This is a genomic window from Acidimicrobiales bacterium (assembly GCA_035536915.1).
Lineage (GTDB): Bacteria > Actinomycetota > Acidimicrobiia > Acidimicrobiales > JAHWLA01 > JAHWLA01.
The window spans coordinates 1-22,156 of record DATLNE010000012.1 but is presented as its reverse complement, the minus strand read 5'-3'; the positions used below and the strand labels follow the sequence as shown (position 1 = coordinate 22,156).

Annotated in this window: 23 protein-coding genes; 10 read left to right on the top strand and 13 right to left on the bottom strand. The window is 71.1% G+C overall.

The genetic code is table 11. From position 1 onward, the window contains the following. The 5 genes from VM938_03770 to VM938_03750 are packed head-to-tail and all read right to left on the bottom strand — an operon-like array spanning position 1 to position 4,336. The gene (locus tag VM938_03770) at positions 1–1,119 is read right to left on the bottom strand and encodes an XdhC family protein (protein HVF74142.1); all 1,119 of its coding nucleotides are present in this window, start codon (positions 1,117–1,119) and stop codon (positions 1–3) included. Then, a complete protein-coding gene (locus VM938_03765; GenBank protein HVF74141.1) occupies positions 1,116–2,165 on the bottom strand; it encodes a VWA domain-containing protein in 1,050 nt (349 codons plus the stop codon). The genes VM938_03770 and VM938_03765 overlap by 4 nt, the downstream gene beginning before the upstream one ends. Beyond that, complete coding sequence (locus VM938_03760; GenBank protein ID HVF74140.1) at positions 2,162–3,040, bottom strand: MoxR family ATPase; 879 nt, start codon at positions 3,038–3,040, stop codon at positions 2,162–2,164. The genes VM938_03765 and VM938_03760 overlap by 4 nt, the downstream gene beginning before the upstream one ends. A gap of 1 nt (position 3,041) precedes the next feature. Next, the gene (locus tag VM938_03755) at positions 3,042–3,863 is read right to left on the bottom strand and encodes a xanthine dehydrogenase family protein subunit M (GenBank protein HVF74139.1); all 822 of its coding nucleotides are present in this window, start codon (positions 3,861–3,863) and stop codon (positions 3,042–3,044) included. Further along, the gene (locus VM938_03750) at positions 3,860–4,336 is read right to left on the bottom strand and encodes a (2Fe-2S)-binding protein (GenBank protein ID HVF74138.1); all 477 of its coding nucleotides are present in this window, start codon (positions 4,334–4,336) and stop codon (positions 3,860–3,862) included. Before VM938_03750 ends, VM938_03755 begins: the two co-directional genes overlap by 4 nt. Positions 4,337–4,390: 54 nt before the next feature. Between VM938_03750 and VM938_03745 the strand changes: the two genes are divergently transcribed. Genes VM938_03745 through VM938_03725 form a run of 5 tightly spaced genes read left to right on the top strand, consistent with a single transcriptional unit; the run spans position 4,391 to position 9,503 of the window. Then, positions 4,391–5,335: a hypothetical protein gene (locus tag VM938_03745; protein HVF74137.1), complete on the top strand. Its 945-nt coding sequence runs from the start codon at positions 4,391–4,393 to the stop codon at positions 5,333–5,335. Beyond that, positions 5,328–6,179 (top strand): DUF4129 domain-containing protein, encoded by an 852-nt coding sequence (locus VM938_03740; protein ID HVF74136.1) that lies wholly within the window; start codon positions 5,328–5,330, stop codon positions 6,177–6,179. The genes VM938_03745 and VM938_03740 overlap by 8 nt, the downstream gene beginning before the upstream one ends. Further along, positions 6,176–7,297, top strand: a complete 1,122-nt coding sequence (locus VM938_03735) for a DUF4350 domain-containing protein (GenBank protein HVF74135.1) — start codon at positions 6,176–6,178, stop codon at positions 7,295–7,297. The genes VM938_03740 and VM938_03735 overlap by 4 nt, the downstream gene beginning before the upstream one ends. Further along, complete coding sequence (locus tag VM938_03730; protein HVF74134.1) at positions 7,291–8,259, top strand: MoxR family ATPase; 969 nt, start codon at positions 7,291–7,293, stop codon at positions 8,257–8,259. The genes VM938_03735 and VM938_03730 overlap by 7 nt, the downstream gene beginning before the upstream one ends. Next, complete coding sequence (locus VM938_03725) at positions 8,256–9,503, top strand: DUF58 domain-containing protein (GenBank protein HVF74133.1); 1,248 nt, start codon at positions 8,256–8,258, stop codon at positions 9,501–9,503. The genes VM938_03730 and VM938_03725 overlap by 4 nt, the downstream gene beginning before the upstream one ends. Before the next feature lie 14 nt (positions 9,504–9,517). Here the strand turns inward: VM938_03725 and VM938_03720 are convergent, their stop codons facing one another. Both VM938_03720 and VM938_03715 read right to left on the bottom strand, forming a co-directional pair. After that, positions 9,518–9,946, bottom strand: coding sequence for a hypothetical protein (locus VM938_03720; protein ID HVF74132.1), 429 nt, complete (start codon positions 9,944–9,946; stop codon positions 9,518–9,520). Between the two features lie 112 nt (positions 9,947–10,058). Continuing rightward, entirely contained in the window at positions 10,059–11,027 is a 969-nt protein-coding gene (locus VM938_03715) for a stage II sporulation protein M (GenBank protein ID HVF74131.1), read from the bottom strand. A gap of 5 nt (positions 11,028–11,032) precedes the next feature. Between VM938_03715 and VM938_03710 the strand changes: the two genes are divergently transcribed. The 3 genes from VM938_03710 to VM938_03700 are packed head-to-tail and all read left to right on the top strand — an operon-like array spanning position 11,033 to position 12,672. Further along, positions 11,033–11,815 (top strand): RDD family protein, encoded by a 783-nt coding sequence (locus VM938_03710; protein ID HVF74130.1) that lies wholly within the window; start codon positions 11,033–11,035, stop codon positions 11,813–11,815. A gap of 20 nt (positions 11,816–11,835) precedes the next feature. Continuing rightward, positions 11,836–12,207 (top strand): DUF2752 domain-containing protein, encoded by a 372-nt coding sequence (locus tag VM938_03705; GenBank protein ID HVF74129.1) that lies wholly within the window; start codon positions 11,836–11,838, stop codon positions 12,205–12,207. 21 nt (positions 12,208–12,228) lie between these two features. Further along, the gene (locus VM938_03700; GenBank protein HVF74128.1) at positions 12,229–12,672 is read left to right on the top strand and encodes an RDD family protein; all 444 of its coding nucleotides are present in this window, start codon (positions 12,229–12,231) and stop codon (positions 12,670–12,672) included. On the opposite strand, the gene VM938_03695 is transcribed toward VM938_03700, so the two are convergent. Next, positions 12,657–14,921: a xanthine dehydrogenase family protein molybdopterin-binding subunit gene (locus tag VM938_03695; GenBank protein ID HVF74127.1), complete on the bottom strand. Its 2,265-nt coding sequence runs from the start codon at positions 14,919–14,921 to the stop codon at positions 12,657–12,659. The genes VM938_03700 and VM938_03695 overlap by 16 nt on opposite strands. Positions 14,922–14,972: 51 nt before the next feature. On the opposite strand from VM938_03695, the gene VM938_03690 reads away from it, so the two are divergent. Next, positions 14,973–16,013, top strand: a complete 1,041-nt coding sequence (locus tag VM938_03690; protein ID HVF74126.1) for a DUF2330 domain-containing protein — start codon at positions 14,973–14,975, stop codon at positions 16,011–16,013. Positions 16,014–16,021: 8 nt separating this feature from the next. Then, entirely contained in the window at positions 16,022–16,414 is a 393-nt protein-coding gene (locus tag VM938_03685; GenBank protein HVF74125.1) for a plastocyanin/azurin family copper-binding protein, read from the top strand. 6 nt (positions 16,415–16,420) lie between these two features. Here VM938_03685 and VM938_03680 read toward each other — a convergent pair whose 3' ends face one another. The 5 genes from VM938_03680 to VM938_03660 form a co-directional block, all read right to left on the bottom strand. Beyond that, on the bottom strand, positions 16,421–16,783 hold the full coding sequence (locus VM938_03680; protein HVF74124.1) for a septum formation initiator family protein: 363 nt from the start codon (positions 16,781–16,783) through the stop codon (positions 16,421–16,423). Then, entirely contained in the window at positions 16,780–18,045 is a 1,266-nt protein-coding gene (eno, locus tag VM938_03675) for a phosphopyruvate hydratase (protein HVF74123.1), read from the bottom strand. The genes VM938_03680 and eno overlap by 4 nt, the downstream gene beginning before the upstream one ends. A gap of 36 nt (positions 18,046–18,081) precedes the next feature. Beyond that, positions 18,082–19,455, bottom strand: a complete 1,374-nt coding sequence (gene mazG, locus VM938_03670; protein ID HVF74122.1) for a nucleoside triphosphate pyrophosphohydrolase — start codon at positions 19,453–19,455, stop codon at positions 18,082–18,084. Continuing rightward, positions 19,452–20,525: a peptidylprolyl isomerase gene (locus tag VM938_03665; protein HVF74121.1), complete on the bottom strand. Its 1,074-nt coding sequence runs from the start codon at positions 20,523–20,525 to the stop codon at positions 19,452–19,454. Before VM938_03665 ends, mazG begins: the two co-directional genes overlap by 4 nt. Positions 20,526–20,530: 5 nt before the next feature. Further along, positions 20,531–22,156, bottom strand: a 1,626-nt coding sequence (locus VM938_03660; GenBank protein HVF74120.1) for a DEAD/DEAH box helicase, incomplete at its 5' end; no start/stop codon positions are given.

Here is a 22,156-nt window from a genome sequence, read left to right as displayed (position 1 = left end):
TCAGTCTCCCAAAGCGCCCGGCACGCCGCTCGTCGGCGCGTGGATGGGCCCGTCGCTGTCGCGCAACGACGGTGCGCGCCTGCCGGTACGCAAGGCGATGACCTCGGCGCAGATCGACACCGCCGTCTCCTCCGGCGTGCGAGCGCCGATGTCGAGGCCGATGGGCGCCAGCAGGCGGCCCAAGTCGTCGTCGGTCACGCCCGCCTCCCGCAGCCGTTCGAGCCGCGCCGCGTGCGTTCGCCGCGACCCCATGGCACCGACGTAGCCGACCTCGGTGCGCAGGGCGGCAGTGATGGCGGGCACGTCGAACTTGGGGTCGTGGGTGAGCACGCACACGGCGTCACGCGGCCCGAGGTCGTCGCCCACCTTGGCCAGGTACCGATCGGGCCAGTCGACCACCACCTCGTCGGCCATGGGGAAACGTGCCGGCGTGGCGAACACGGCACGGGCGTCGCAGACGGTGACCCGGAAGCCCAATGCCTTGCCCACCCTCGCCAGCGCGGCGGTGAAGTCGACCGCCCCGAAGATCACCATACGCGGAGGCGGGGCGAACGACTCCACGAACACGGCGACGTCGCGGCGGCGGGCCTCGCCGCGCAGGCCGTAGTGGCGGATCACCGTCAACCCCGACGCCAACTCGCCCAGTGCGTCACGGGCCACCACCCGGTCGAGCTCGGCGTCGCCCAACGTTCCTTCGGCGTCGGCATCGGGCCGCACGACGAGCCGGGCGCCCACGTGCGGCCCCTCGATCTCGGTCACCACCGCCACCGGCGCTTCGGCCCGCAGGGCGGCGGCCAGCGTGTCGCTCCAGTCGAGCGGCTCGATGTAGACGGCGATGGTGCCCCCACACGTAAGCCCGACGGCGAAGGCTTCGTCGTCGGAGTAGCCGAAGCTCACCGTGCGCGGCGTGCCCGTGGACAGCACGTCGAGCGCTTCGGTGAGCACCGCGCCTTCCACGCAACCGCCCGACACCGACCCGGCCACCTCGCCGTCTTCGTTCGCCGCCATGGTGGCCCCGGGGTCACGCGGCCCCGACCCTTCCACGCCGACGACCCGCGCAATGGCGATGCGCCGGCCCGCGGCCCGCCAGCGTCCGATGTCGTCGAGCACCTCTTTCACCGAGCCACCGCCTCGGCCAACGCCTCCAGGGACGCCAACGAATGGCCGTCGAGGAACTCGTCGACGAACGGCATGGCCGCAGCCATGCCCCGGGCCAGCGGTTCGTAGCCGGGCGATGCCTTGAGCGGGTTGACCCACACCAGGCGATGGGCCACCCGGGTGAGGCGCCGCAGCTGCTCGACGAGCACGGCGGGATCGCCGCGGTCCCACCCGTCGGACAGCACCACCACGACCGCGCCGCGGGCCATGCCCCGCACGCCCCACTCGTCGTTGAACCGTTGCAGCCCCTCGCCCAAGCGGGTGCCGCCGCTCCAGTCGGCCACGGCCTGGGCCGCAGCCGCCAAGGCGGCGTCGGGGTCGCGCGACGACAGCTCGCGGGTGACCCGGGTCAGGCGGGTGCCCAACGCGAACGCCTCCACCCGACTGCCGCCGGCCACGGCGACGTGCAGGAACCGGGCCAGTGCCCGAGCGTAGGGCTCCATCGACCCGCTGACGTCGCACAGGAGCACCACTCGCCGGGGTCGGTGCGACGGCGCCAGCCGGGGACGGGCCACTACTTCGCCGCCCGTTCGCAGGGCGGCGCGCACGGTGCGTCGCACGTCGGGCCGCCCCCGCCGACCGGGCGCCAAGCGCCGAGACCGACGCCGCGACCCCGACAGCCGCAACTCGGCCATGAGTCGACGGGCCTCCGACCACTCGTCGTGCGAGTAAGCGGAAAAGTCCTTGTGCCGCAAGCGTTCATGCGGGCTGTACGCCGACGCCGACGTTTCCACCGCCACGGGCCGGGGCGTCGCTGCATCGACGTCGAACACCGCGGGCGCGGGCAGGCCCAGCCAGAACGCCTCGAAGGCCCGGTCGTAGAGCTCGACGTCTTCGGGCCGAGCGAGCAACGTGGCCCGTCCCGCCCAGTACACGCCGTCGCGCCGCGCCAAGCCCACCGCGGCCAGCGCCTCGGTGAAGGTCACGACACGCCCCACGCCGACGTCGAGCCCGGTACCTCGGAGCACGGCGGCGAAGGCAACCGCCATGCGCTCGGGCGTGGTCATCGGGTCGCCGCCAACAGCTCGTCGAGCCCGGCCGAGCGCACCCGCTGTTGGTCCTCGCGGTACTTCAGCACCGTGCCCAAGGTGGCCTCGGCGGTGGCGGCGTCGAGTGACGTACGCCCCAGTGCGCCCAAGGCTTCGGCCCAGTCGATGGCCTCGGCCACGCCCGGCGGCTTGTAGAGCCCGAGCTCGCGCAGCCGCCCCACGGCGCGAGCCACCTCGCCCGCCAACTCGACGCTGACCGCGGGCACCCGACGCCGCACGATCTCCACCTCGCGCTCGAAGTCGGGGTGCTCCACCCAGTGGTAGAGGCAGCGGCGCTTGAGCGCGTCGTGCACGTCGCGGGTGCGGTTCGACGTGATGACCACCACGGGCGGAACCGTCGCTCGGAACGTGCCGAGCTCGGGCACGGTCACCGCGTAGTCCGACAGGATCTCCAGCAGGAAGGCCTCGAACTCGTCGTCGGCGCGGTCGACCTCGTCGATCAGGAGCACGGGCGGCGGGCCGTCGCCGTCATGGCCGATGGCCTGCAACAGCGGGCGGCGGGCCAGGAACCGCTCGGAGTAGAGCTCGTCCTCTACGTCGGTGCCCCGGGCCTCGGCGGCGCGCAGGTGGAGGAGCTGGCGGGCGTAGTCCCATTCGTAGACGGCTTGGGCGACGTCGATGCCTTCGTAGCACTGCAGCCGCAGCAGTTCGCCACCGGTCCACCGGGCCAGCACCTTGGCCACTTCGGTCTTGCCCACGCCCGCCTCCCCTTCGAGCAGCAGCGGTCGGCGCAGGCGCAGGGCGAGGAAGACGGCGGTGGCCAGCCCTTCGTCGGCCAGGTAGTCGTGCTCGGCCAACGCCGCTCGCACCGACTCGACCGAGAGCTCGCTCACTTCAGCGGCTCGCTTCCTCCAGCGCTCGCCGCACCAGCACGCGAGCGAGGTGCGCACGGAAGTCAGGCCCGGCGTGGAGGTCGCCGGGCGGGTCGGTGCCCTCCGCGGCCAATGAAGCGGCCTCGTCGACCGACGCTCCCGAGGCCAGCGCTTGTTCCACGGCAGCCGCCCGCACCGGCGTCGAGCCCATGTTCACCAACGCCACCCCGGCGGTGCCGTTGCGCACAGCGGCCACGCCGACGATGGCCCAGTCCTGCGCTCGACGGGTGAACTTCTGGAACGACCACCCCGCCGAGGCCAACTTGGGGAAGCGCACCTCGGCAAGGATCTCGCCCGGCTCCAACGCCGTCTCCAGAAAACCGCGGAAGAAGTCGTCGGCCTCGATCACCCGCTCGCCGGCCGGCCCCCGCACCACCAGCGTCGCTCGCGTGGCCAGCGCCACGGCGGGCAAGTCGGAAGCGGGGTCGGCGTGGGCCAGGCTGCCGCCGAGCGTGCCCCGGTGCCGGACCTGCGGATCGCCGATGCTGTGGGCGGCGGCCGACAACAACGGCACCTCACGACGCAGTACCGGCGACACGTCGAGGTCGTGGTGCCGGGTGAGGGCGCCGACGGCGATGTGGTCGTCGCGCTCGTCGACGAACGACAGCTCCCGCAGTCGGCCGACGTCGATCAAGACCGAGGGGACGGCCAGCCGCAACTTCATGAGGGGCAGCAGCGAGTGCCCGCCCGCCAGGAGCTTGGCGTCCTCGCCGTGCTCCGCCAGCAACGCCAGGGCCTCGTCGACCGAGCTCGCCCGCACGTACTCGAAGGCGGCCGGGATCACGCAGGCACCTCGGTGGCTCCAGGCATGCGGGCGGCGGCGAGGATCGACTTCACGATGTTGTGGTAGCCGGTGCAGCGGCAGAGGTTGCCCTCCAGCCCCTCGCGCACGTCGGCTTCCGAAGGCGCCTGGTTCTCCCGCAGCAGCGACACGGCGGCCATCACCATGCCCGGCGTGCAGTACCCGCACTGGAGCCCGTGGTTCTCGCGGAACGCCTGCTGCACCGGGTGCAGGTCGCCCGACGACAGCCCTTCGACGGTTGTCACCACCGCCCCGTCGGCTTGGACGGCGAGCACCGTGCACGACTTCACCGACTCGCCGTCGAAAAGGACGGTGCAGGCGCCGCACGACGACGTGTCACAGCCGACGTTGGTGCCCGTCAGCCCGAGCACGTCGCGCAGGTAGTGCACGAGGAGCAGCCGCGGTTCCACGTCGCCTTCCCGCTGCTCGCCGTTCACGGTGACGGTCAGGTGCATGGTCGCTCATGATGCCGGCACGCGCCCGCTTACCCGCCGTTAGTGTGAGCGCGCATGGACGCGGCCAGTCTCCGCCCCCTCGGTGTCGGCGAGATACTCGACGTGGCGATCAAGCTCTACCGGAACCGGTTCCTCACACTGGTCAAGGCAGTGGCCGTGGTGGTCGCACCCGTGCACTTCCTGTCGGCGCTGGTCGAGCTCTCCCTGGTGGAACCCCTGGACCGCGAGGAGTTCTCCACGATCGATCCCGCCACCGGGCTCCCCGAGGTCGACGTCGAGCAGATCTGGGCCTTCGTGGCTGCGGCCATCGTGCTCGGCTTCGCCGGGTACCTGGCCACCCAGTTGGCGACGGGAGCTGCCTTCCGCATCGTGAGCGCCACCTACCTGGGTGAGGACGTCGACTGGCCCGAATCCCTTCGCTTCGCCCGGAAACGGTTGTGGGCGCTGATCTGGCTGTCGATCCTGATGGGATTCGTGATCGTCATCGGCTTCCTCTTCTGCATCGTTCCCGGGATCTACCTGTGGGCGGCGTTCTCGGTCGCCATTCCCGTCCTCTTCGTCGAGAACGTCCGGGGCACACGGGCGTTGAAGCGATCGAGGTCGCTGACAAAGGGTCGTTGGTGGCCGGTGGCCGCGGTGGTCTTCCTCGGCTTCCTCCTGGGCGTGATCGTGTCGGGCATGCTGACCGGCGTCGTGGAGCTGGCGTTGGGTGCCACCGACAGCGACATCGTGGCAGTGGTCGTCGGCGCCATCGGCGCCACCCTGGCGGGCGCCGTTGTGACCCCGTTCACCGCGGCAGTGGCGACGGTCCTCTACTTCGACCTCCGCGTGCGCAAGGAAGGCTTCGACGTCGAGCTGCTGGCACGCGACGTCGGCGTGGCGCCGCCCGCGGGTGCGCGACCGACGTTCCTCCCGCCGCCGCCTCCCCCACCGCCGTCGGCCGGTGCGGAGCCGCCGTTCTGGCCGCCTCCCCCCGGGTGGCGGCCACCGGATGCGTGAGCGCCTCGCCTGCCTCCTGATCGTCCTCTTCGTCGGCGTCGGTACCTCGACAGGGGCGGCAACGGCGGCTGAAGAGGTGACGGCGAGTGAACTGCGCACCTTGGCGGCCCGGGCCGAGCACGACCCCGAGGCGCGACGGGAGTTGACGGAGGTGCGACGGGTCGACGGTCGCCCCGTCGACGTGGCCGCCGCCCTCGAAGGTGCCGACGAGACAGAGCGCCGGTCGCGACTACGGACGTTGGCAGAAGGCGCGGAGGGCGCTCCGGTCGTCGGAGCTCGCGACGACGCCAAGCGCATCCTCGACGGCCGTCGTTACAACCCGGCGGAACCCCCGCGACCGCTGCGCGGCGTGCTTCGCCGCATCGGCGGTTGGTTGCGGCCGATCGGCGACCTGCTGGCCAAGCTCAGCATCCCCGACTGGGCCAAGGGTGTGCTCGGGCTGGCGGTCGTCGCCGTCGCCGTGGCTGTTGCGGCACGCCTCGTGTCACGCCGAAAGGCAGCGGCGGTCGCCTCCGACGAGGGGCGCGAGTTCCGCCGTCGACGGCACGACGACCCCGCCGCCCTCGAACATCAAGCCGACGACGCCGAGCGCAGCGGCGACTACGACCTCGCCGTGCGGCTGCGCTTTCGAGCGGGACTGTTGCGCCTCGATGCGGCGGGCGTGGTGGAGCTCCGGCCCTCCCTCACCACGGGAGAACTGCGTCGACGCCTGCGATCGGACACCATGCGCGACCTGACCACCACCTTCGAGGCAGTGGCCTACGCCGGTGAGCCGGCCGACGCCGACGACGTGGCAGCCGCCCGACGCGACTGGCCTCGCGTGTTGCAAGAGGCGCGGCGATGACGTGGTGGCGGGGCCTGTCGCCCGCGGCTCGCGGCGTCACCGCGCTGATAGCCGTCATCGTCGCCCTCAACCTCGCGCTCGGAATGCTGCGCAGCATCGTGGGCACCACGCCCGGGGGGCCGACGTCGTCGTCGTATGCCACCGCCGACGACGGCTTGGCGGCGTACGCCGACCTCCTCCAAGCGCGCGGCCACCCCGTCGAACGCCTGCGCACGTCACTCGACGAGGCCGACTTGGCCGTCGAGACGACCTTGGTGATGGCCGACCCCGACGACCTCTCGACGGAGGAGGCCGACGCCGTGGCCGCCTTCGTGCGTGGCGGTGGCCGTTTGATCGCCGCCGGGCCACGCACCAACCCGGCCTTGCGGCGCCTGCTCGGTACCGACCTCGACTGGTCGGCCTCGGGTGCCGAGCGTGCCCGCCCGCTGGTGCCGGTGAGCGAGGTGGCGGCGGTCGGTGAGGTTCGCGCCGCAGGCAACGGCAGCTGGCGCCACGCCGCGGGCGGCCTGCCTGTCCTGGCCGACGGCCCACAGGTGCTGGCCGCAGTCGCCACCGTGGGGCAGGGCCGGGTGGTGGCACTGGCCGATGCGTCCGTCTTGCAGAACCGGTTCCTCGACGAGGCCGACAACGCCGCCTTCGCCCTGGCCGCGGCAGGCGAGGCCCGCCGCCCCGTCCGCTTCGCCGAAGCCGCCCACGGTTACGCCGATTCCGTGGGACTCGGCGCCCTGCCGAGCCGCTGGAAGTGGGCGCTCTTCCTCGGCGCCCTCGCCGCGCTGGCGTGGATGTGGTCGAAGGGCCGGCGCTTCGGCCCGCCCGACGAGTTGGAGCGGGAGCTGCCTCCGCCCCGCCGCGCCTACGTCGACGCCGTGGGTGCAACCCTGGCCAAGACCGGCGAACCCGCCGCCGCGGCGCGGCCGCTGCAGCGCGCTGCGCGCCGACGCGTGGTGGCCAGGGCAGGCTTGCCGCCCGATGCGCCCGACGACGATGTTGTCGTCGCGGCCGCACGACTGGGCCTGGCCGACGACGAGCTCGAGGCATTGACCAAGACCCCGACCGGGGACGACGACATCCTGGCGGCGGCACGAGCGCTGGCCAGGCTGGAGGGATCGACATGGTGACGCGCACCAGGCGCACGGCAGGCAGCGGCGAGTTGGCGCGCCTGCGCGACGACGTGACGGCCGAGGTCACAAAGGTGGTGGTCGGGCAAGCCGATGTCGTCGAGCTCCTCTTGGCCGCCGCCGTCGTCGGTGGCCACGTCCTGCTCGAGGGCGTGCCCGGCGTGGCCAAGACGCTGACGGCCAACGCACTGGCCCGCACCCTCGGCGTGGAGTTCCGCCGAGTGCAGTTCACCCCCGACATGCTCCCGTCCGACATCACCGGCACCATGACGCTTCGGGGCCGCGAGCTGGCCTTCCGGCCGGGGCCGGTGTTCACCAACGTGCTGCTGGCCGACGAGATCAACCGCACCCCGCCCAAGACGCAGGCGGCGCTGTTGGAGGCGATGCAGGAGCAACAGGTGTCGGTGGAGGGCGAACCCCGGCCGTTGCCCGAGCCCTTCCTCGTCATCGCCACCCAGAACCCCATCGAGTACGAGGGCACCTACCCGTTGCCCGAGGCCCAGCTCGACCGCTTCCTGCTCAAGCTCGACGTCGGCTACCCGTCCGAGGCCGACGAGGTGGCGCTGCTGCAATTGACCCACCACGGCGTGAGCCCGGTGACGCTCGACGACGTGGAGGCGGTGACGTCGGGGGACGCACTGCTGGCGGCGCGCGCCGAAGTCGATGCCACCACGGTGAGCCACGAGGTCACGGCCTACGTGGCGGGCGTGGTGCGCCGCACCCGCGACCTGCCGAGCGTGTCGCTCGGCGCCAGCCCCCGCGCCGCCGTCCACCTGTTGGCGGCGTCCAAGGCGGCGGCCCGCCTGGAGGGTCGCGACTTCGTGACGCCCGACGACGTGATCCGCATGGCTCCACCCGTGTTGCGCCATCGGCTGCAGCTGCGGCCCGAGGCGGAACTGGAGCGCTACCGCCCCGACGACGCCATCGCCACCGCCATCGCCGCGGTCCCCGTCCCCCGATGAGCCCCAGCCCGAGGGCGGTCGTCGTCCTCGGGGTGTTGGCGCTCTCCGCGCTGGTGGTCCCGCCGGGGCTGGCGTTGCTCGGCGTGGTGGCCCTGCTCGGTGCGGTCGCCGTCGACATGGCGGCCGCCCGCCGTGCGCCCGCCGTCGAGCGAACAGCGCCGACGGTGCTGGCCCGGGGCGTGGCCGCCCACCTTGTCGTCGAAGGCAGTGCGCCGGGGGCCGTGGTCGCAGTGCGCCAGCCGGTGCCTCCCGACCTCCGGGTCGAGCCCACCGACGCGGTGGGCAGGCTGGAGGCCACGCTGACGCCGTTGCGGCGCGGGCGCCACGTGCTGCCCGCGCCCGTGGCGCGCACCACCGGCCCGCTCGGCCTCGGCCGTTGGGACCATCGGGTGGGCGAGCCTGCCGAGGTGGCCGTCTACCCCGACCTGCCCGCCGCCCGCCGCTTGGCCACGGCCGTGCGCTTCGGGCAGTTGCGCGAGCAGGGCCGGTTGACCCGGGGGGCGCTGGGCCTGGGCACCGACTTCGAGTCGATGCGCGACTACTCGCCCGACGACGACATCCGCCAAGTGAACTGGCGGGCCACGGCGCGGCTGGAACGGCCCATGAGCAACCAGTACCGGCTCGACCAGGACCGCGACGTGTTGTGCGTCGTCGACTGCGGGCGCCTGATGACGGCGCCGGTGACGCCGCGCACCACGCGGCTCGACATCGCCCTCGACGCGGTGGCGGCGGTGGCCTTGGTGGCCGACGAAGTAGGCGACCGGTGCGGCGCCGTGGCCTTCGACTCGGCCATCCGCCGACAGGTGCGGCCCCGGCGAGCGGGGGGCCGCGCCGTGGTGGACGCCTTGTTCGATGTGGAGCCGACGTCGGTCGACAGCGACTACGAGCTCGCCTTCCACACGGTGGGTGGGGCCAAGCGGTCGCTCGTGCTCGTCCTCACCGACCTGCTCGAAGAGTCGGCCGCCCGTCCCCTGGTCGACGCCGTGCCGGTGCTGGCTCGCCGCCATGTCGTCGTCGTGGCCAGCGTCACCGACCCCGACTTGGCCGGCTTGCTGCGCACGCCGCCGGCGAACGTGGCGGACGGCTACGCCGCCTCGGTGGCTGTCGACGTGCTGGAGGCGCGGGCCGTCGTGGCGGCGCAACTACGCACGGCCGGGGCCGAAGTGGTGGAAGCACCGCCTGCCGGGTTAGCCCACGCCTGCGTCAGCGCCTACCTGCGCATGAAGGCCATGGCCCGCCTGTAGGGAGTTGGGCACGGCTATCCCAGCCGGGTGGCGATGGTGAGCATGGCGATCACCAAGGCGACGGTCTGGGCGGCGATCAGCTTGAACATGTCGGCACGGAAGTCGGCCAACTCGCGTTTGGTGGCGAACGTCTGGTCGAGGCCGGCGAAGCGCTCGTCGATGCGGTCGAAGCGGTCGTCTACGCGAGCGAAGCGCTCTTCGACGCGAGCGAACCGGAGTTCCATGACCTCGCGGAGATGGCCGATCTCGGCCGAGAGGGAACTGCGCACGTGCTCGATCTCGACGCGCACGCCCTGGATGGCGCCTGTCAGGTCCTGCTTGGTGGCCACGTCGGCCCAGCCCACTGGTGGCAGGTGCTCCATGAGCGTCGTCGCCTGCTCCTTGTCGAGGACCTGTTCAAGGCCGTCGTACAACTGCTTCCTGGACTGCTCGGTGATCGCCACGGACTCCTCCAGTCGGGCGGGTGGCCGTACGAAGGGGAACGCCGTGTTCCCGAAGGGCCCGATCACCGGGCGGTGCCAGCATACATCGCAACGTACCCACGACGTGATGCTTTTAGGTATCAACGGGCGCGGGCGCGCCTCGCCACCACGCCAGGCCCCAGAACACGAGGCCGAGGCCGACGCCGACGCTCCAGTTGACGGCCGGGCCCAAGCCCGCGGGCGAGATGTATCCCTCTACCAGTCCGGCCAGCACCAGCCACAAGGCGGTGCCCATAACCAGCTCTGCGCCTGGGCGGGCCTCGGCCAGCAAGGCCGCCCCTCGCCGGCGCCGCCCCGGGTCGACCACGGCCCACCCCATGCGCAGGCCCGCGGCGCCCGCCACCACGATGCAGGACAACTCGAGCACCCCGTGGGGCACGATCAGTTCCAACAACGGCCCCGTGGTGCCCGCCTCGGCCGCCAGACCGCCCACCACGCCGATGATCAAGCCGTTGAACAACAACGCCGCAGCAGTCAGCAGGCCGCCACTGATGCCGCCCGCGAAGGCCATGAACGTCACCCGGATGTTGTTGACGAAGATCTCGATGGAGAACGCCGTGCGCTCGACCGACGACAACCCGAGGTCGGTGCCCCCCGCAGCGGGCGCTTGGCCGTCGCCGCCGTGGAAGTCGCCCGGCACCAACGCCACCGCGGCGGACGGGTCGCCGTGCGCCCACACCGACGAGAGGGCGATCGGACCGAACAACAGCGCAAAGCTCACGAGCAACGGCACCGGCCGTTCCCGGATGCGGCGCCAGTAGCGCACAGACAGGAACGACCACAACGACTCTCGCGTGGGCTCGGATGCGTAGACCAGCCCCCGAGCGCTTCCCACCAGCGTTTCGAGGCGGGCCACCACCGGGTCGCCGCGGAAGCTCCGACGAGCCATGGCCAGGTCGGCCGCCGCCCCGCGGTAGAGCGTCCCGAGGCGGCGCACGTCGTCGGCGCCCAGCCGCTCAGCGCGGCCCCGCGCCCGCGCCACCAACCCGTGGAGCTCGGCCCACGACGGCTCTCGGCTGCGGAGGAATCGGTCTAGCTTCATCGGCGGTGAGCTACGAGGATCGCATTTCCATGGCCACGCCGGAGGGCGTGGAGCTCGACGTGACGCTGGCGGGCCTCGGTTCCCGCTTCGCCGCCACGCTCATCGACCAGACCCTCCAGTGGCTGCTCATCCTGGCGGGGTTCTTCGGCCTCGCGCTCGTGTCTGCCGTGTTCGCCGACGACGAGGGCAACATGAGCGACGGTTCCGGGATGCTGTTCGCTGCCCTGTTCATCCTCGGCGTCTTCGTCGTGCAGTTCGGCTACCCCGTCTTGTTCGAGACGCTGGCGTCGGGACGCACCCCGGGCAAGCGCTGGACCGGCCTGCGCGTGGTCAAGCTGGGCGGCGGCCCGGTGACGTTCACCAGTAGTGCGATCCGCAACCTGGTCCGCCTCGTCGACGCCCTGCCCGGGCTGTACCTCGTCGGCATGATCGCCGTCCTGTCGAGCAAGAGGAACCAGCGCCTCGGTGACATGGCAGCGGGCACCATCGTGGTGCGCGAGCAAACCGGCGGACGGCCCGACAAGACACCGCCCTGGTTGCGAGCCGAAGTACGCCACGAGCCCTCCGAAGCCGCCAAGGCATGGGACGTCTCGGCGGTGACGAACGAGGAGCTGCTGGCCGTGCGGCGCTTCCTCGAACGACGCGCCGCCCTCACCCCCGAAGCCCGAGCGCGCCTGGGGCACGACCTCGCCGTTCGGCTGCGGGCCAAGGTCGTCGGCCCCGACGACGACATGCACCCCGAGCATTTCCTGCTCGACCTCGCCGCAGTAAAAGCCACCCGAGGCTGACCCTCGGTACGCTGCGCGCCGTGCCGCCCGCCCTCCTCACCACGCGAGCGACGGTCGACCTCACCGGGTTGCGCCCGGTCGGGGCTCTGATGCTGGGGGCGGCGGCCGTGCTGTCGGCGGCGCCGGGCGACCAGGGCCTCCCGTGCCCGATGCGGGCCCTCACCGGCATCCCCTGCCCGCTGTGCGGCATGACGACGAGCGTGACCGCGGCGGTTCGCCTCGACCTGGCCGACGCGTGGGCGGCCAACCCGGTGGGGATCGCCGCCGTGGTCGTCGCCGTCGTGCTCCTGGTGGTCCGCCGGCCAACAGCACTGCGCGTGCCATGGTGGGCCGTCGGTTCGGCCTTCGCGGCCATGTGGTTGTTCCAGTTGCACCGCTTCGCCGTTATCTGACGCTTCGGAAAGGAAGCCGCAATGAGCGAATACAACACCGGAGGTGCCGCCGTAGCAGGAGGCCCGAGCGGCCCGAGGGCGAGCGTGGGGGTCAGGTTCGTCGCACTGATCGTCGACGGCATCATCGTCGGTGTCGCACAGCTCGTCATCGCCCTGATCCTCGGCATGACCGCCGCCCGGGTGATCGGCACCGTGTTGGGCTTGGCCTACTACATCTACTTCGAGGGATCGGCCACCGGGCAGACGTTGGGCAAGCGGGTCATGGGCATCCGCGTCGTCGACTTCAACACCGGCGGGCCGATCGACATGTCTCGGGCAGTCGTGCGCAACCTCGTCCGCATCGTCTCGGGCTTGGCCTGCTTCTTGGGCTACATCTGGGCGTTCTTCAACAAGGAGAAGCAGACCTGGCACGACATGGCCGCCCAGACGGTCGTCGTCCCCGTCTCCGCCTACCCCATCTCCTGAGCACTACGACATGCCCGCCACACCCGCTCGGGGGTGGCGGGCATGTCGAGATGGCGGATGCCCAGGTGCGACAGGGCGTCGATCACCGCACTCTGCACCGCAGGCGTCGCCCCGATGGTCCCCGACTCGCCGATGCCCTTGGCCCCCAACTCGTTGACCGGCGTCGGCGTCTCCATGTGCAGCGTCTCGAAGCTCGGCAGCTCGGCGGCGGTGACGAAGGCGTAGTCGGCCAGGTTCGACGTGATGGGGTTGCCGTCCTCGTCGTACCGCACCTCTTCCAGCAACGCCTGGGCCACGCCTTGGGCCAACCCGCCGTGCACCTGGCCTTCGGCCAGCATGGGGTTGAGGATGCGGCCCGCGTCGTCGACCGCCACCAGCCGCCGCAACTCGACCTTGCCGGTCTCGGTGTCGACCTCGACCACGGCCACATGGGCGCCGAACGGGAACGTGGCGCTGCTGCCTTGGTAGTCGAGCTCCACCGCCAGCGCACCCGGCCCTGCGCCCGCCGCCACCTCGGCCCACGACGTGGTGATCGACGGCGTGCCCGCCACCGAGAACACCTGGCCGGCCGGGTCGAACACGACATCGTCGGCCGCCGCCTCCAGCAGGTCGGCCGCCACTGCCCGGGCGGTGTCGAGTACCTGGCCCGCAGCCCGCAGCACGGCCACCCCGCCGGTCTGGAGCGACCGTGACCCCATGGTGCCCACGCCTCGCACCACCAGGTCGGTGTCGCCGAAGACGACCTCCACGTCGTCGAGGTCGACGCCGAGCTTGTCGGCCACGATCATCGACAGCGACGTCACGTGCCCTTGCCCGTGGGGCGACACGCCGGTGCGCACCAGCACCTTGCCGTCGGGCTTTACCTCGACGGCACCCCACTCGTTGGCAGGCCCGCCGCCCGCCGTGATCTCCACATAGACCGACACGCCGATGCCCAGGTGCACCGTCTCGCCCGCCTCCCGGCGACGGCGCTGCTCCGCTCGCAGCCCGTCGTAATCGGCGGCGTCGAGCACCAGGTCGAGCGCTCGTTCGTAGTCGCCGATGTCGTAGACGGTGCCCACCGGCGTGGTGTACGGGAAGGCGTCCTTGGCGATGAGGTTGCGACGGCGCACGTCGACGGGGTCCATCCCGATCTCGGCGGCGAACAGGTCCATGGCCCGCTCGATGGCGGCCGTGGCCTCGGGCCGGCCCGCGCCGCGGTACGCGGTGGTCGGCGTGGTGTTGGTGACCACGGCGCGGCTGACGAACTCGCAGCGCGGCATGTCGTACACCCCGTTGACCATGGTGCGGGTCATCACCGGCAGCGCCGCGCCCATCCGGGGGTAGGCGCCGGTGTCCTGGGTGACGACGAGGCGGTAAGCGGTGACGCGTCCCTCGCTGCTGCCCCCGATGGCGATGTCCTGCACCTGGGCTCGGCCGTGGCCCAGGCCGACCATGCTCTCCGAGCGGGTCTCCACCCACTTGGCCGGACGGCCGATGCGCCGCGCCACCTCGGCCATCAGCATCTCCTCGGGGTACTGGCCGATCTTGGCGCCGAAGCCGCCGCCCACGTCGGGCGCGATCACGTGCACCTGCTCGGGCTCCAACCGGAAGTGCCGGGCCAACTGGTCGCGCACCGAGTGCACCGTCTGGGTCGAGACCCACATCGTCAGCCTGCCGTCGTCACCCCACGACGCGGCGGCCGCCCGTCCCTCCAGCGGGCACGGCGCCACCCGCTGGTTGACGATGCGGGCGCGCACCACGACCTCGCAGTCCTCGAACAGCGAGTCGCTCTGCCCGAAGTCGAGTTCAGAGGCCAGGTTGGTGCCGGCTTCCGGGAAGAGGACCGTCTCCGAGGTCAACGCCTCGACGGGGTCGACCACCGCAGGGAGCGGGTCGTAGTCGACGTACACCAACTCGGCGGCGTCCTGGCCTTGGTAGCGCTCCTCGGTCACCACGGCGGCGATGGGCTCGCCCACGTATCGCACCACGTCGCGGGCCAACCACGGCCACGCCATGGCCGAGTTCACGAAGCCGAAGGGGGCGATGGGCTCGAGGTCGAGGTCGTCGACGGTGAGCACGGCGAGCACGCCCGGCGCGCTGCGGGCCTCCGACACGTCGACCGTCAGCAGGCGGGCATGGGCCATCGTCGAGCGCACGTAGGTCACGTGCGCGGCACCCACCAGCGGCAGGTCGTCGAGGTACACGCCCCCGGTGGTGAGGAACTTGGGGTCTTCCTTTCGCAGCACGCGGTTGCCGAGGATGCTCACCTTCAGGACGCTAACGGGAACCAGGTCGCTCGGCTCGGCCGTCGAACCGGCATGCGCACGACTCGAAGGTTGCTCGGTGCCCTGTCCGTCGCCCTTGTCGTCTCGGGGCTCGCCGCGGCACCCGCGGTTGCCTGCGGCGGTTTGGTCGCACCAAACGGCACCGTGCGACTGCTCGAGACCGCCACCCTGGCCGCCTACCACCAAGGCATCGAGCACTACATCACCTCGTTCACCTTCTCGGGCGGCGGCGGCGAGTTCGGCTCGATCGTGCCGCTGCCGGGCATCCCCAGTGAGGTGGAACGGGGCGGCGACTGGATGCTCCAGCGGCTGGTGCGGGAGACAAACACCGCGCGCCGCTCCTCTGCCGAGGGCGGGGCACTGTCCGCCGTCTCCGCCGACTCCGCCCAGGTGCTGCTGGAGAAGCGCATCGACGCCCTCGACCTCACCGTGCTCAAGGGCGGCGCCGTGGCCGTCGGCAACTGGGCTCGGGAGCACGGCTTCAACCTGTCGCCCGACGCCCCCGAGGTGCTGGAGTTCTACGCCTCGCGCAGCCCCATCTTCCTGGCCGCCCGTTTCGACGCCAACGCCGCCCAGGCCCTGGGCCAGGGGCTGGGCGACGGCACCCCCATCCACGTCACCATCCCCACCCGCACGCCCTGGGTGCCCATCCGCATCCTCAGCCTGGGCCGCGGCCCCGACGAGCCGGTGGAAGCCGACGTGTTCCTGCTCACCGACGAAGAGCCCTCGCTCCTGGGCCTGCGCGGCATGCGTACGTCACGCAGTTCGGCCGCCGGCCAGTCGCTGCTCGACGACCTGCGCTCCGACAAGGGCATGGGCTGGGTGCCCCAGAAGATGTGGTTCACCCACCTCGAAGTCGACGCCGCCGCCAAGGAGCTCGACCACGACCTGGCCATCTCCGTCGACGGCCGCACCCCGTCGAGAGTCGACGCGGGCTACGACCTGGCCGGGGCGACGTCGATCGCCGTCGACGGTCCCCTGACGCAGGACGACCCGCCGCTGTGGCCGTTTGCGGTAGGCACGTTGGCCCTGTGCACCGTCGCCGTCCTCGTCCTCAACCGCCGCTTCGGATGAGGTCGGCTTTGGTCGTCGTCGTCCTCGCCGCCACGCTCACGGCGTGCGGGGGCGACGACCCGAGCGGCGGGGCCGCCGACCGCACCGTCGACATCGAGGCCCGCTACAGCCGGTTCACTCCCGGCGACATCGCCGTGACGCTCGGCACGACGGTGCAGTTCGAGGTGCGCAACGAGGACCCCATCGACCACGAGTTCATCGTGGGCGACGATGCCGTGCAGGCCCGCCACGAAACGGGGACCGAACCCCACCACGGCGCAGTCCCGGGCGAGGTGTCGGTCCCTGCGGGCACGACGGCCGCCACCACCTATCGCTTCGACCAACGGGGGACGTTCGTCTTCGCCTGCCACCTGCCCGGGCACTTCGCCTACGGCATGCGCGGCGTGGTGCGGGTGACGTGAATCCCGCTACGACCAGAAGGTGACGTCGTCCCACACCCGCGACCAGAAGCCGGGGTCGTCGGCCTCCTCCTCGGGCGCCGCTTGGACTGCGGCGGCGGCCTGGGGCGACGGCAGGATCGCGTAGGCCTCCTCGCCCGGCTTCACCAAGCTGTACTGCTCGCGGGCCAACCGCTCGATCTCCTGGTCGGTGTTGAGCCGCTCGACCCGCGCCGCCAAGCGGGCGTTCTCGGCGTTCAGCACCTCCAGCCGCTGCTGCGTCGCGGCCAGGTCGCGCCGCTGGCCCAGGTACGTGCGGGTCGGGAAGACGGCGAGGAACAGGATCCCCACGATCACCACCGACACCATGAGGGGCCAGGCGGCACGCTTCACCGGCGCAGCCCCCGGAAGACGGCGGATTCGCCCAAGTCCTCTTCGATGCGCAGGAGCTGGTTGTACTTGGCCACCCGGTCGGAGCGAGCGGGGGCGCCGGTCTTGATCTGCCCGCAGTTCGTCGCCACCGCCAAGTCGGCGATGGTGGTGTCCTCGGTCTCGCCGGAGCGGTGCGACATCACCGCGGTGTAGGCCGACCGGGTGGCGAGGCCCACGGTCTCCAGCGTCTCGGTCAACGTCCCGATCTGGTTGACCTTCACCAGGATCGAGTTGGCGACGCCGGAAACAATGCCCCGCTGCAGCCGCTCCACGTTGGTGACGAACAGGTCGTCGCCCACCAACTGCACGCGGCTGCCCAACGCCTTGGTCATGGCCGCCCAACCGTCCCAGTCGTCCTCGGCCATGCCGTCTTCGATCGACACGATCGGGTAGCGGTCGCACAGTTCGACCCAGTAGCCCACGAAGTCGTCGGACGACAGCTTGCGGCCTTCGCCCGCCAAGTCGTATACGCCGTCGCGGTAGATCTCCGAACTGGCCGGGTCGAGGGCGATGGCCACTTCCTCGCCGGGCACCCGTCCCGCCTTCTCGATGGCCTCGACCAACAGCTTCACGGCGTCCTCGTTGGTGCCGAGGTCGGGGGCGAAGCCGCCCTCGTCGCCCACTGCGGTGGACAGGCCGCGGTCGTGCAGGACCTTCTTGAGCACGTGATAGATCTCGGTGCCCCAGCGCAGCGCCTCGCTGAAGGACGCGGCGCCGACGGGCATGACCATGAACTCCTGCAGGTCGATGTTGTTGTCGGCGTGGGCGCCGCCGTTGACCACGTTCAACATGGGCACCGGCAGCACGCAGGCGTTGGCCCCGCCGACGTAGCGGTAGAGGGGGAGGTCGAGCTCGTCGGCCGCCGCCTTGGCCACGGCCAGGCTCACCCCGAGGATGGCGTTGGCCCCGAAGTGGGCCTTGTTGTCGGTGCCGTCTGCCTCGATCATCATCGAGTCGACGCTGCGCTGGTCGAGCGCCTCCACGTCCTCCAGCAGGTCGCGTAGTTCGTCGTTGACGAAGGCCACGGCCTGCTGCACGCCCTTGCCGTTGTAGCGCTCGCCGCCGTCACGCAGTTCGACGGCCTCGAAGGTGCCGGTCGAGGCGCCCGACGGCACGATGGCCCGGCCCTTGGCGCCCGACTCCAGGAACACCTCGACCTCCACGGTCGGGTTGCCACGGGAGTCGAGGACTTCCCGCCCCACGATGTGCTCGATGCCGCTCACGGTCTGCTGTGGCTCCTGTTGTAGATGTTGACAAAGTTACCAGGCCTTGACCTCGTCCCAGAGGGAATCCAGCACGGGCAAGCCTGCGGTGGCCAAGTCGATGCCCCGTTCGGCGGCCAGCGATTCGACGCCCCGGAAGCGGTCGCGGAACTTGGCCGTCGCACCTCGCAACGCCGCCTCGGGGTCGATGTCGAGGTGGCGGGCCACGTTGACCACGGCGAACAAGAGGTCGCCCAACTCTTCGTCGGACGGCTCCGCCTGCAACTCGGCCAACTCCTCGGCCACCTTGGGGTACACGTCGTCGACCGACGGCCAGTCGAAGCCCACCGAGGCCGCCTTGCGCTGCACCTTGTGGGCGTGCAGCAGCGACGGCAGGTCGCCGGGGATGCCGTCCATCATCGACGAGCGCCCCTTCTCGGCCTTCTTGATCTGCTCCCAGTTGGTGACGACTTGGTCGGCGGTGTCGGCTGCGACGGTGCCGAAGACGTGGGGGTGGCGGCGCACCAACTTGTCGTGGATGCCGCGGGCAACCTCCGCCAGGTCGAAGTCGCCCGACTCGGCCCCCAAGGTGGCGTGGAAGAAGACCTGGAACAGCAGGTCTCCGAGTTCCTCGCACAAGTGGTCGGGGTCGCCCGCCTCGATGGCTTCCAGGACTTCGTAGGTCTCCTCCAGCAGGTGCCGGGTCAAGGTGCGGTGCGTCTGCTCCTGGTCCCACGGGCACTTCTCCCGCAGGGTGCGCACGAGCTCGGCGAAGCGCACCAGCTCGGCGGCCACGGGCGACGCCAAGGCGGGGATGAACAACGACGTGAGGTGGTCGGGCTCGAAGGCCCGGTCGAGCTCGTCCCACGCCACGGTGAACACCGCTTCGTCGGGCAGGCCGAGGCGCTGGAGGACGGTGACCGTCGGCCCGTCGTCGACGGCGAGCTTGATGTCGGAGAGGACGAGCTTGGTGTCGCATTGCGACACGACGAGCGGCCCCGTCTCCCCCGCCGCCTCGACGGCGAAGCGATGGCCGTCGACCAGCCGCCCCGCGGCGCCGATGTGGGACTGCACAAGGTCGAGGAACGACAGGGCGGGCAGCACCTCGACCTGGACCCGGTCGTCGGTGCGCAGGAGCTCCACCGCACGCTCGGCCACGACCGGCGAGCCGGGCACGAGGTAGAGCACCTCACCGTTCTCCTCGGCGGCGTCGACCAACGCGGTCACGATCCCGGCGTAGACGGCGTCGAGCGTGTCGGCCGCGTCGTACAGCTCGTCGAAGCCGGCGGCGTCGGCCACGGCGTCGGCGGCCGGGTGCCTCCGGGTGCGCAGGAAACGACGGGGGATGCGTTCGATGGCGGCCTGCGTGGCCACCGTCAACAGGTCGGGGCCCGCCGGGCCGAGCCCGGCCACCACGACCCGAGGGGTCACTGGAGAGGCACGCCTTCTGCCGGCTCGGCCGGCGTCGTCGTCGACGTGGCAGGCAGGTCGGGCGGCACCACGCCAGGACGTTGCCCTTCGCGGTCGAAGCGCCCGTAGCGGGGGTTCACCTCGATCTTCGCTTTGGCCAGCGTCTCCTGCAGGAAGGTGGTGAGGGCGTTGCCGGCCTGGGATTCGAGGAACTGGCGGATCTGGTCGGCCACCTCTTCGATCGGTTGTGTCTTCTTCGACTGCACCTGGATGAGGTAGTGGCCGCGGTCGGTGCGGATGGGGCCCACAACTTGGGCCGGTGCCGCCTCGCTCACGGCAGCCTGGGCTTCGGGCGGGAAGGCGCTGCCGGGCACGCAGCCGAGGTCGCCGCCGCTGGTTGCGGTGGCCGTGTCCTTCGACTCGGCCCGGGCGATGGCGGCGAAGTCCTGGCCTGTGTCGAGGCGGCGCTTGATGTCGTCCGCTGTGGCTTTGGCCGCCGCCTCCTGGTCGGGCGGGGGCGGTGCCTCGCCCGAGAAGCCACCGGTGACGATCTGGCGGGCGCAGAACTGCTCGAAGTACTGCGGGTTGCCCCGGTAGAACTCCTCGATCTGTTGCGGCGACACCTGCTTCTGGAGGTCTTCCTGCAACACGGTGACCTCGGCGGTCGAGCGGGCGATCTCGTCGAGGAACTCCTTGGGGAAGGCGTCGTAGAGCTCTTTGTCCTCGGGCGACTGGGCCAATTGCTCACGGGCCTCGCGCACCGCCTCGTCGGTGACCGGCAGCTTGCGCCGCTCCACCTCCTGGTGGACGAGCTTGAAGTAGATGCGCCGGGTCAGCGTCTCGGCCACGAAGGTGCTGCCGAAGGTGCCGCTGGTGCCCGTGCCCAGCACGCTCACGCCCTGCTGCTCCCGACTGGCGCGCAGCGCGTCGAGGTACTTCGGGTTGGCTTTCACCGCCTCCAGCTCGCGGTTGAGCTCGTCGACGCTGATGCGCTCGCCGTTGACCTTGGCGGCAAACGGGGCGACGTCGCCGCACGCACTGGCCCCGAGGGCGAGCACGGCCGCGATGAGGAGGACGCTGATTCGTCTCACGGTGGTCACGATGCTACCGAGGGCATCTCGGCAGGGACGATTTCGGCCAGGAACGCCATGAGCACCTCGGCCGGGTGAGCACCCCTGGGCAACGGCAGGACGACCTGCTGGAGGTCTTCTTTGTAGACGGCTTTGGGGAAGCGGCGCTGGAGGCGGATCGTCTGGCTCGTCTTGAGTTGCAGCGGCGCCATGCGGGCCACGTCGCGGGCCACGGCGATCTCCCGCACGCCGACCCGTGCACACTCGGCCCGCAGGCGCCCGACGGCCAGCAGCGCCTCGGCGGGGGCGGGCAGCGGACCGTAGCGGTCGAGCCACTCGTCGCGGATGTCGTCGACCTCGGCCTGGGTTGTGACGGTGGCCAGGCGCCGGTAGGCCTCCAGGCGCAGATCCTCGCGAGCCACGTACTCCTTGGGCAGGTGGGCGTCGAGGGGCAGGTCGAGCTTGATCTCGGCCGGCTCCCGCGGCTCCTCCCCCTTCAGCTCCGCCACCGCTTCGCTGACCATCTGCACGTAGAGGTCGTAGCCCACCGCGGCGATGTGGCCCGACTGGTCGCCGCCCAGCAGGTTGCCCGCGCCACGGATCTCCAGGTCGCGCATGGCGATCTTGAAGCCGCTGCCCAACTCGGTGTGCTCGCCGATCGTCTTCAGCCGTTCGTAGGCCTCTTCGGTGAGCGACCGGTCGGGCGGGAAGAAGAGGTAGGCGTAGGCCCGCATGCCGGCCCGCCCCACCCGACCGCGCAACTGGTGGAGCTGGCCGAGGCCGAGCAGGTCGGCTCGGTCGGCGATGAGGGTGTTGACCGTGGGCATGTCGATGCCCGACTCGATGATCGTCGTGCACACGAGCACGTCGTACTGGCCTTCCCAGAAGTCGAGCACGACCTTCTCCAACGTGCCTTCGTCCATCTGCCCGTGGGCGACGGCCACGCGGGCCTCGGGCACCAGTTCCTTGATGCGGGCGGTGACGTGCTCGATGTCCATGACCCGGTTGTGTACGAAGAACACCTGGCCCTCGCGCAGCAGCTCGCGTCGGATGGCCTCGGCCACCGCCCGCTCGTCGTACTCGCCCACGTAGGTGAGGATGGGCTGGCGATCGGCCGGCGGCGTGTTGAGCAGCGTCAGGTCGCGGATGCCGGTGAGGCTCATCTCCAAGGTGCGGGGGATCGGCGTGGCCGTGAGCGTCAGCACGTCGACGTTGGTGCGCAGCTTCTTGATGGCTTCCTTGTGGGTGACGCCGAAGCGCTGTTCCTCGTCGACCACCAGCAGGCCGAGGTCCTTGAACGCGATGTCGCCACTGAGGAGGCGGTGGGTGCCGATGACCACGTCGACGCTGCCGTCCTTGATGCCCTCGGTGACCTTCTTGGCCTGGCCGGGGGTGAGGAACCTCGACAGCACCTCGACGCGCACCGGGTACCCGGCGAACCGCTCCGAGAACGTCCCGAAGTGCTGCTGGGCCAGGAGGGTCGTCGGCACCAGCACCGCCACCTGCATGCCGTCCTGGACTGCCTTGAACGTGGCCCGCAGGGCGACCTCGGTCTTGCCGAAGCCCACGTCGCCGCACACCAGGCGGTCCATGGGGACGGGCTCTTCCATGTCGCCCTTGACCTCGGTGACGGCCGTGAGCTGGTCGGGCGT

Bases quoted from the DNA above. Each gene is read 5' to 3' on its own strand.
- VM938_03765 (HVF74141.1), bottom strand. From the start codon at position 2,165: ATGACCACGCCCGAGCGCATGGCGGTTGCCTTCGCCGCCGTGCTCCGA.
- VM938_03700 (HVF74128.1), top strand. From the start codon at position 12,229: ATGAGCGAATACAACACCGGAGGTGCCGCCGTAGCAGGAGGCCCGAGC.
- VM938_03735 (HVF74135.1), top strand. From the start codon at position 6,176: ATGACGTGGTGGCGGGGCCTGTCGCCCGCGGCTCGCGGCGTCACCGCG.
- VM938_03745 (HVF74137.1), top strand. From the start codon at position 4,391: ATGGACGCGGCCAGTCTCCGCCCCCTCGGTGTCGGCGAGATACTCGAC.
- VM938_03730 (HVF74134.1), top strand. From the start codon at position 7,291: ATGGTGACGCGCACCAGGCGCACGGCAGGCAGCGGCGAGTTGGCGCGC.
- VM938_03750 (HVF74138.1), bottom strand. From the start codon at position 4,336: ATGCACCTGACCGTCACCGTGAACGGCGAGCAGCGGGAAGGCGACGTG.
- VM938_03715 (HVF74131.1), bottom strand. From the start codon at position 11,027: ATGAAGCTAGACCGATTCCTCCGCAGCCGAGAGCCGTCGTGGGCCGAG.
- VM938_03690 (HVF74126.1), top strand. From the start codon at position 14,973: ATGCGCACGACTCGAAGGTTGCTCGGTGCCCTGTCCGTCGCCCTTGTC.
- VM938_03725 (HVF74133.1), top strand. From the start codon at position 8,256: ATGAGCCCCAGCCCGAGGGCGGTCGTCGTCCTCGGGGTGTTGGCGCTC.
- VM938_03740 (HVF74136.1), top strand. From the start codon at position 5,328: ATGCGTGAGCGCCTCGCCTGCCTCCTGATCGTCCTCTTCGTCGGCGTC.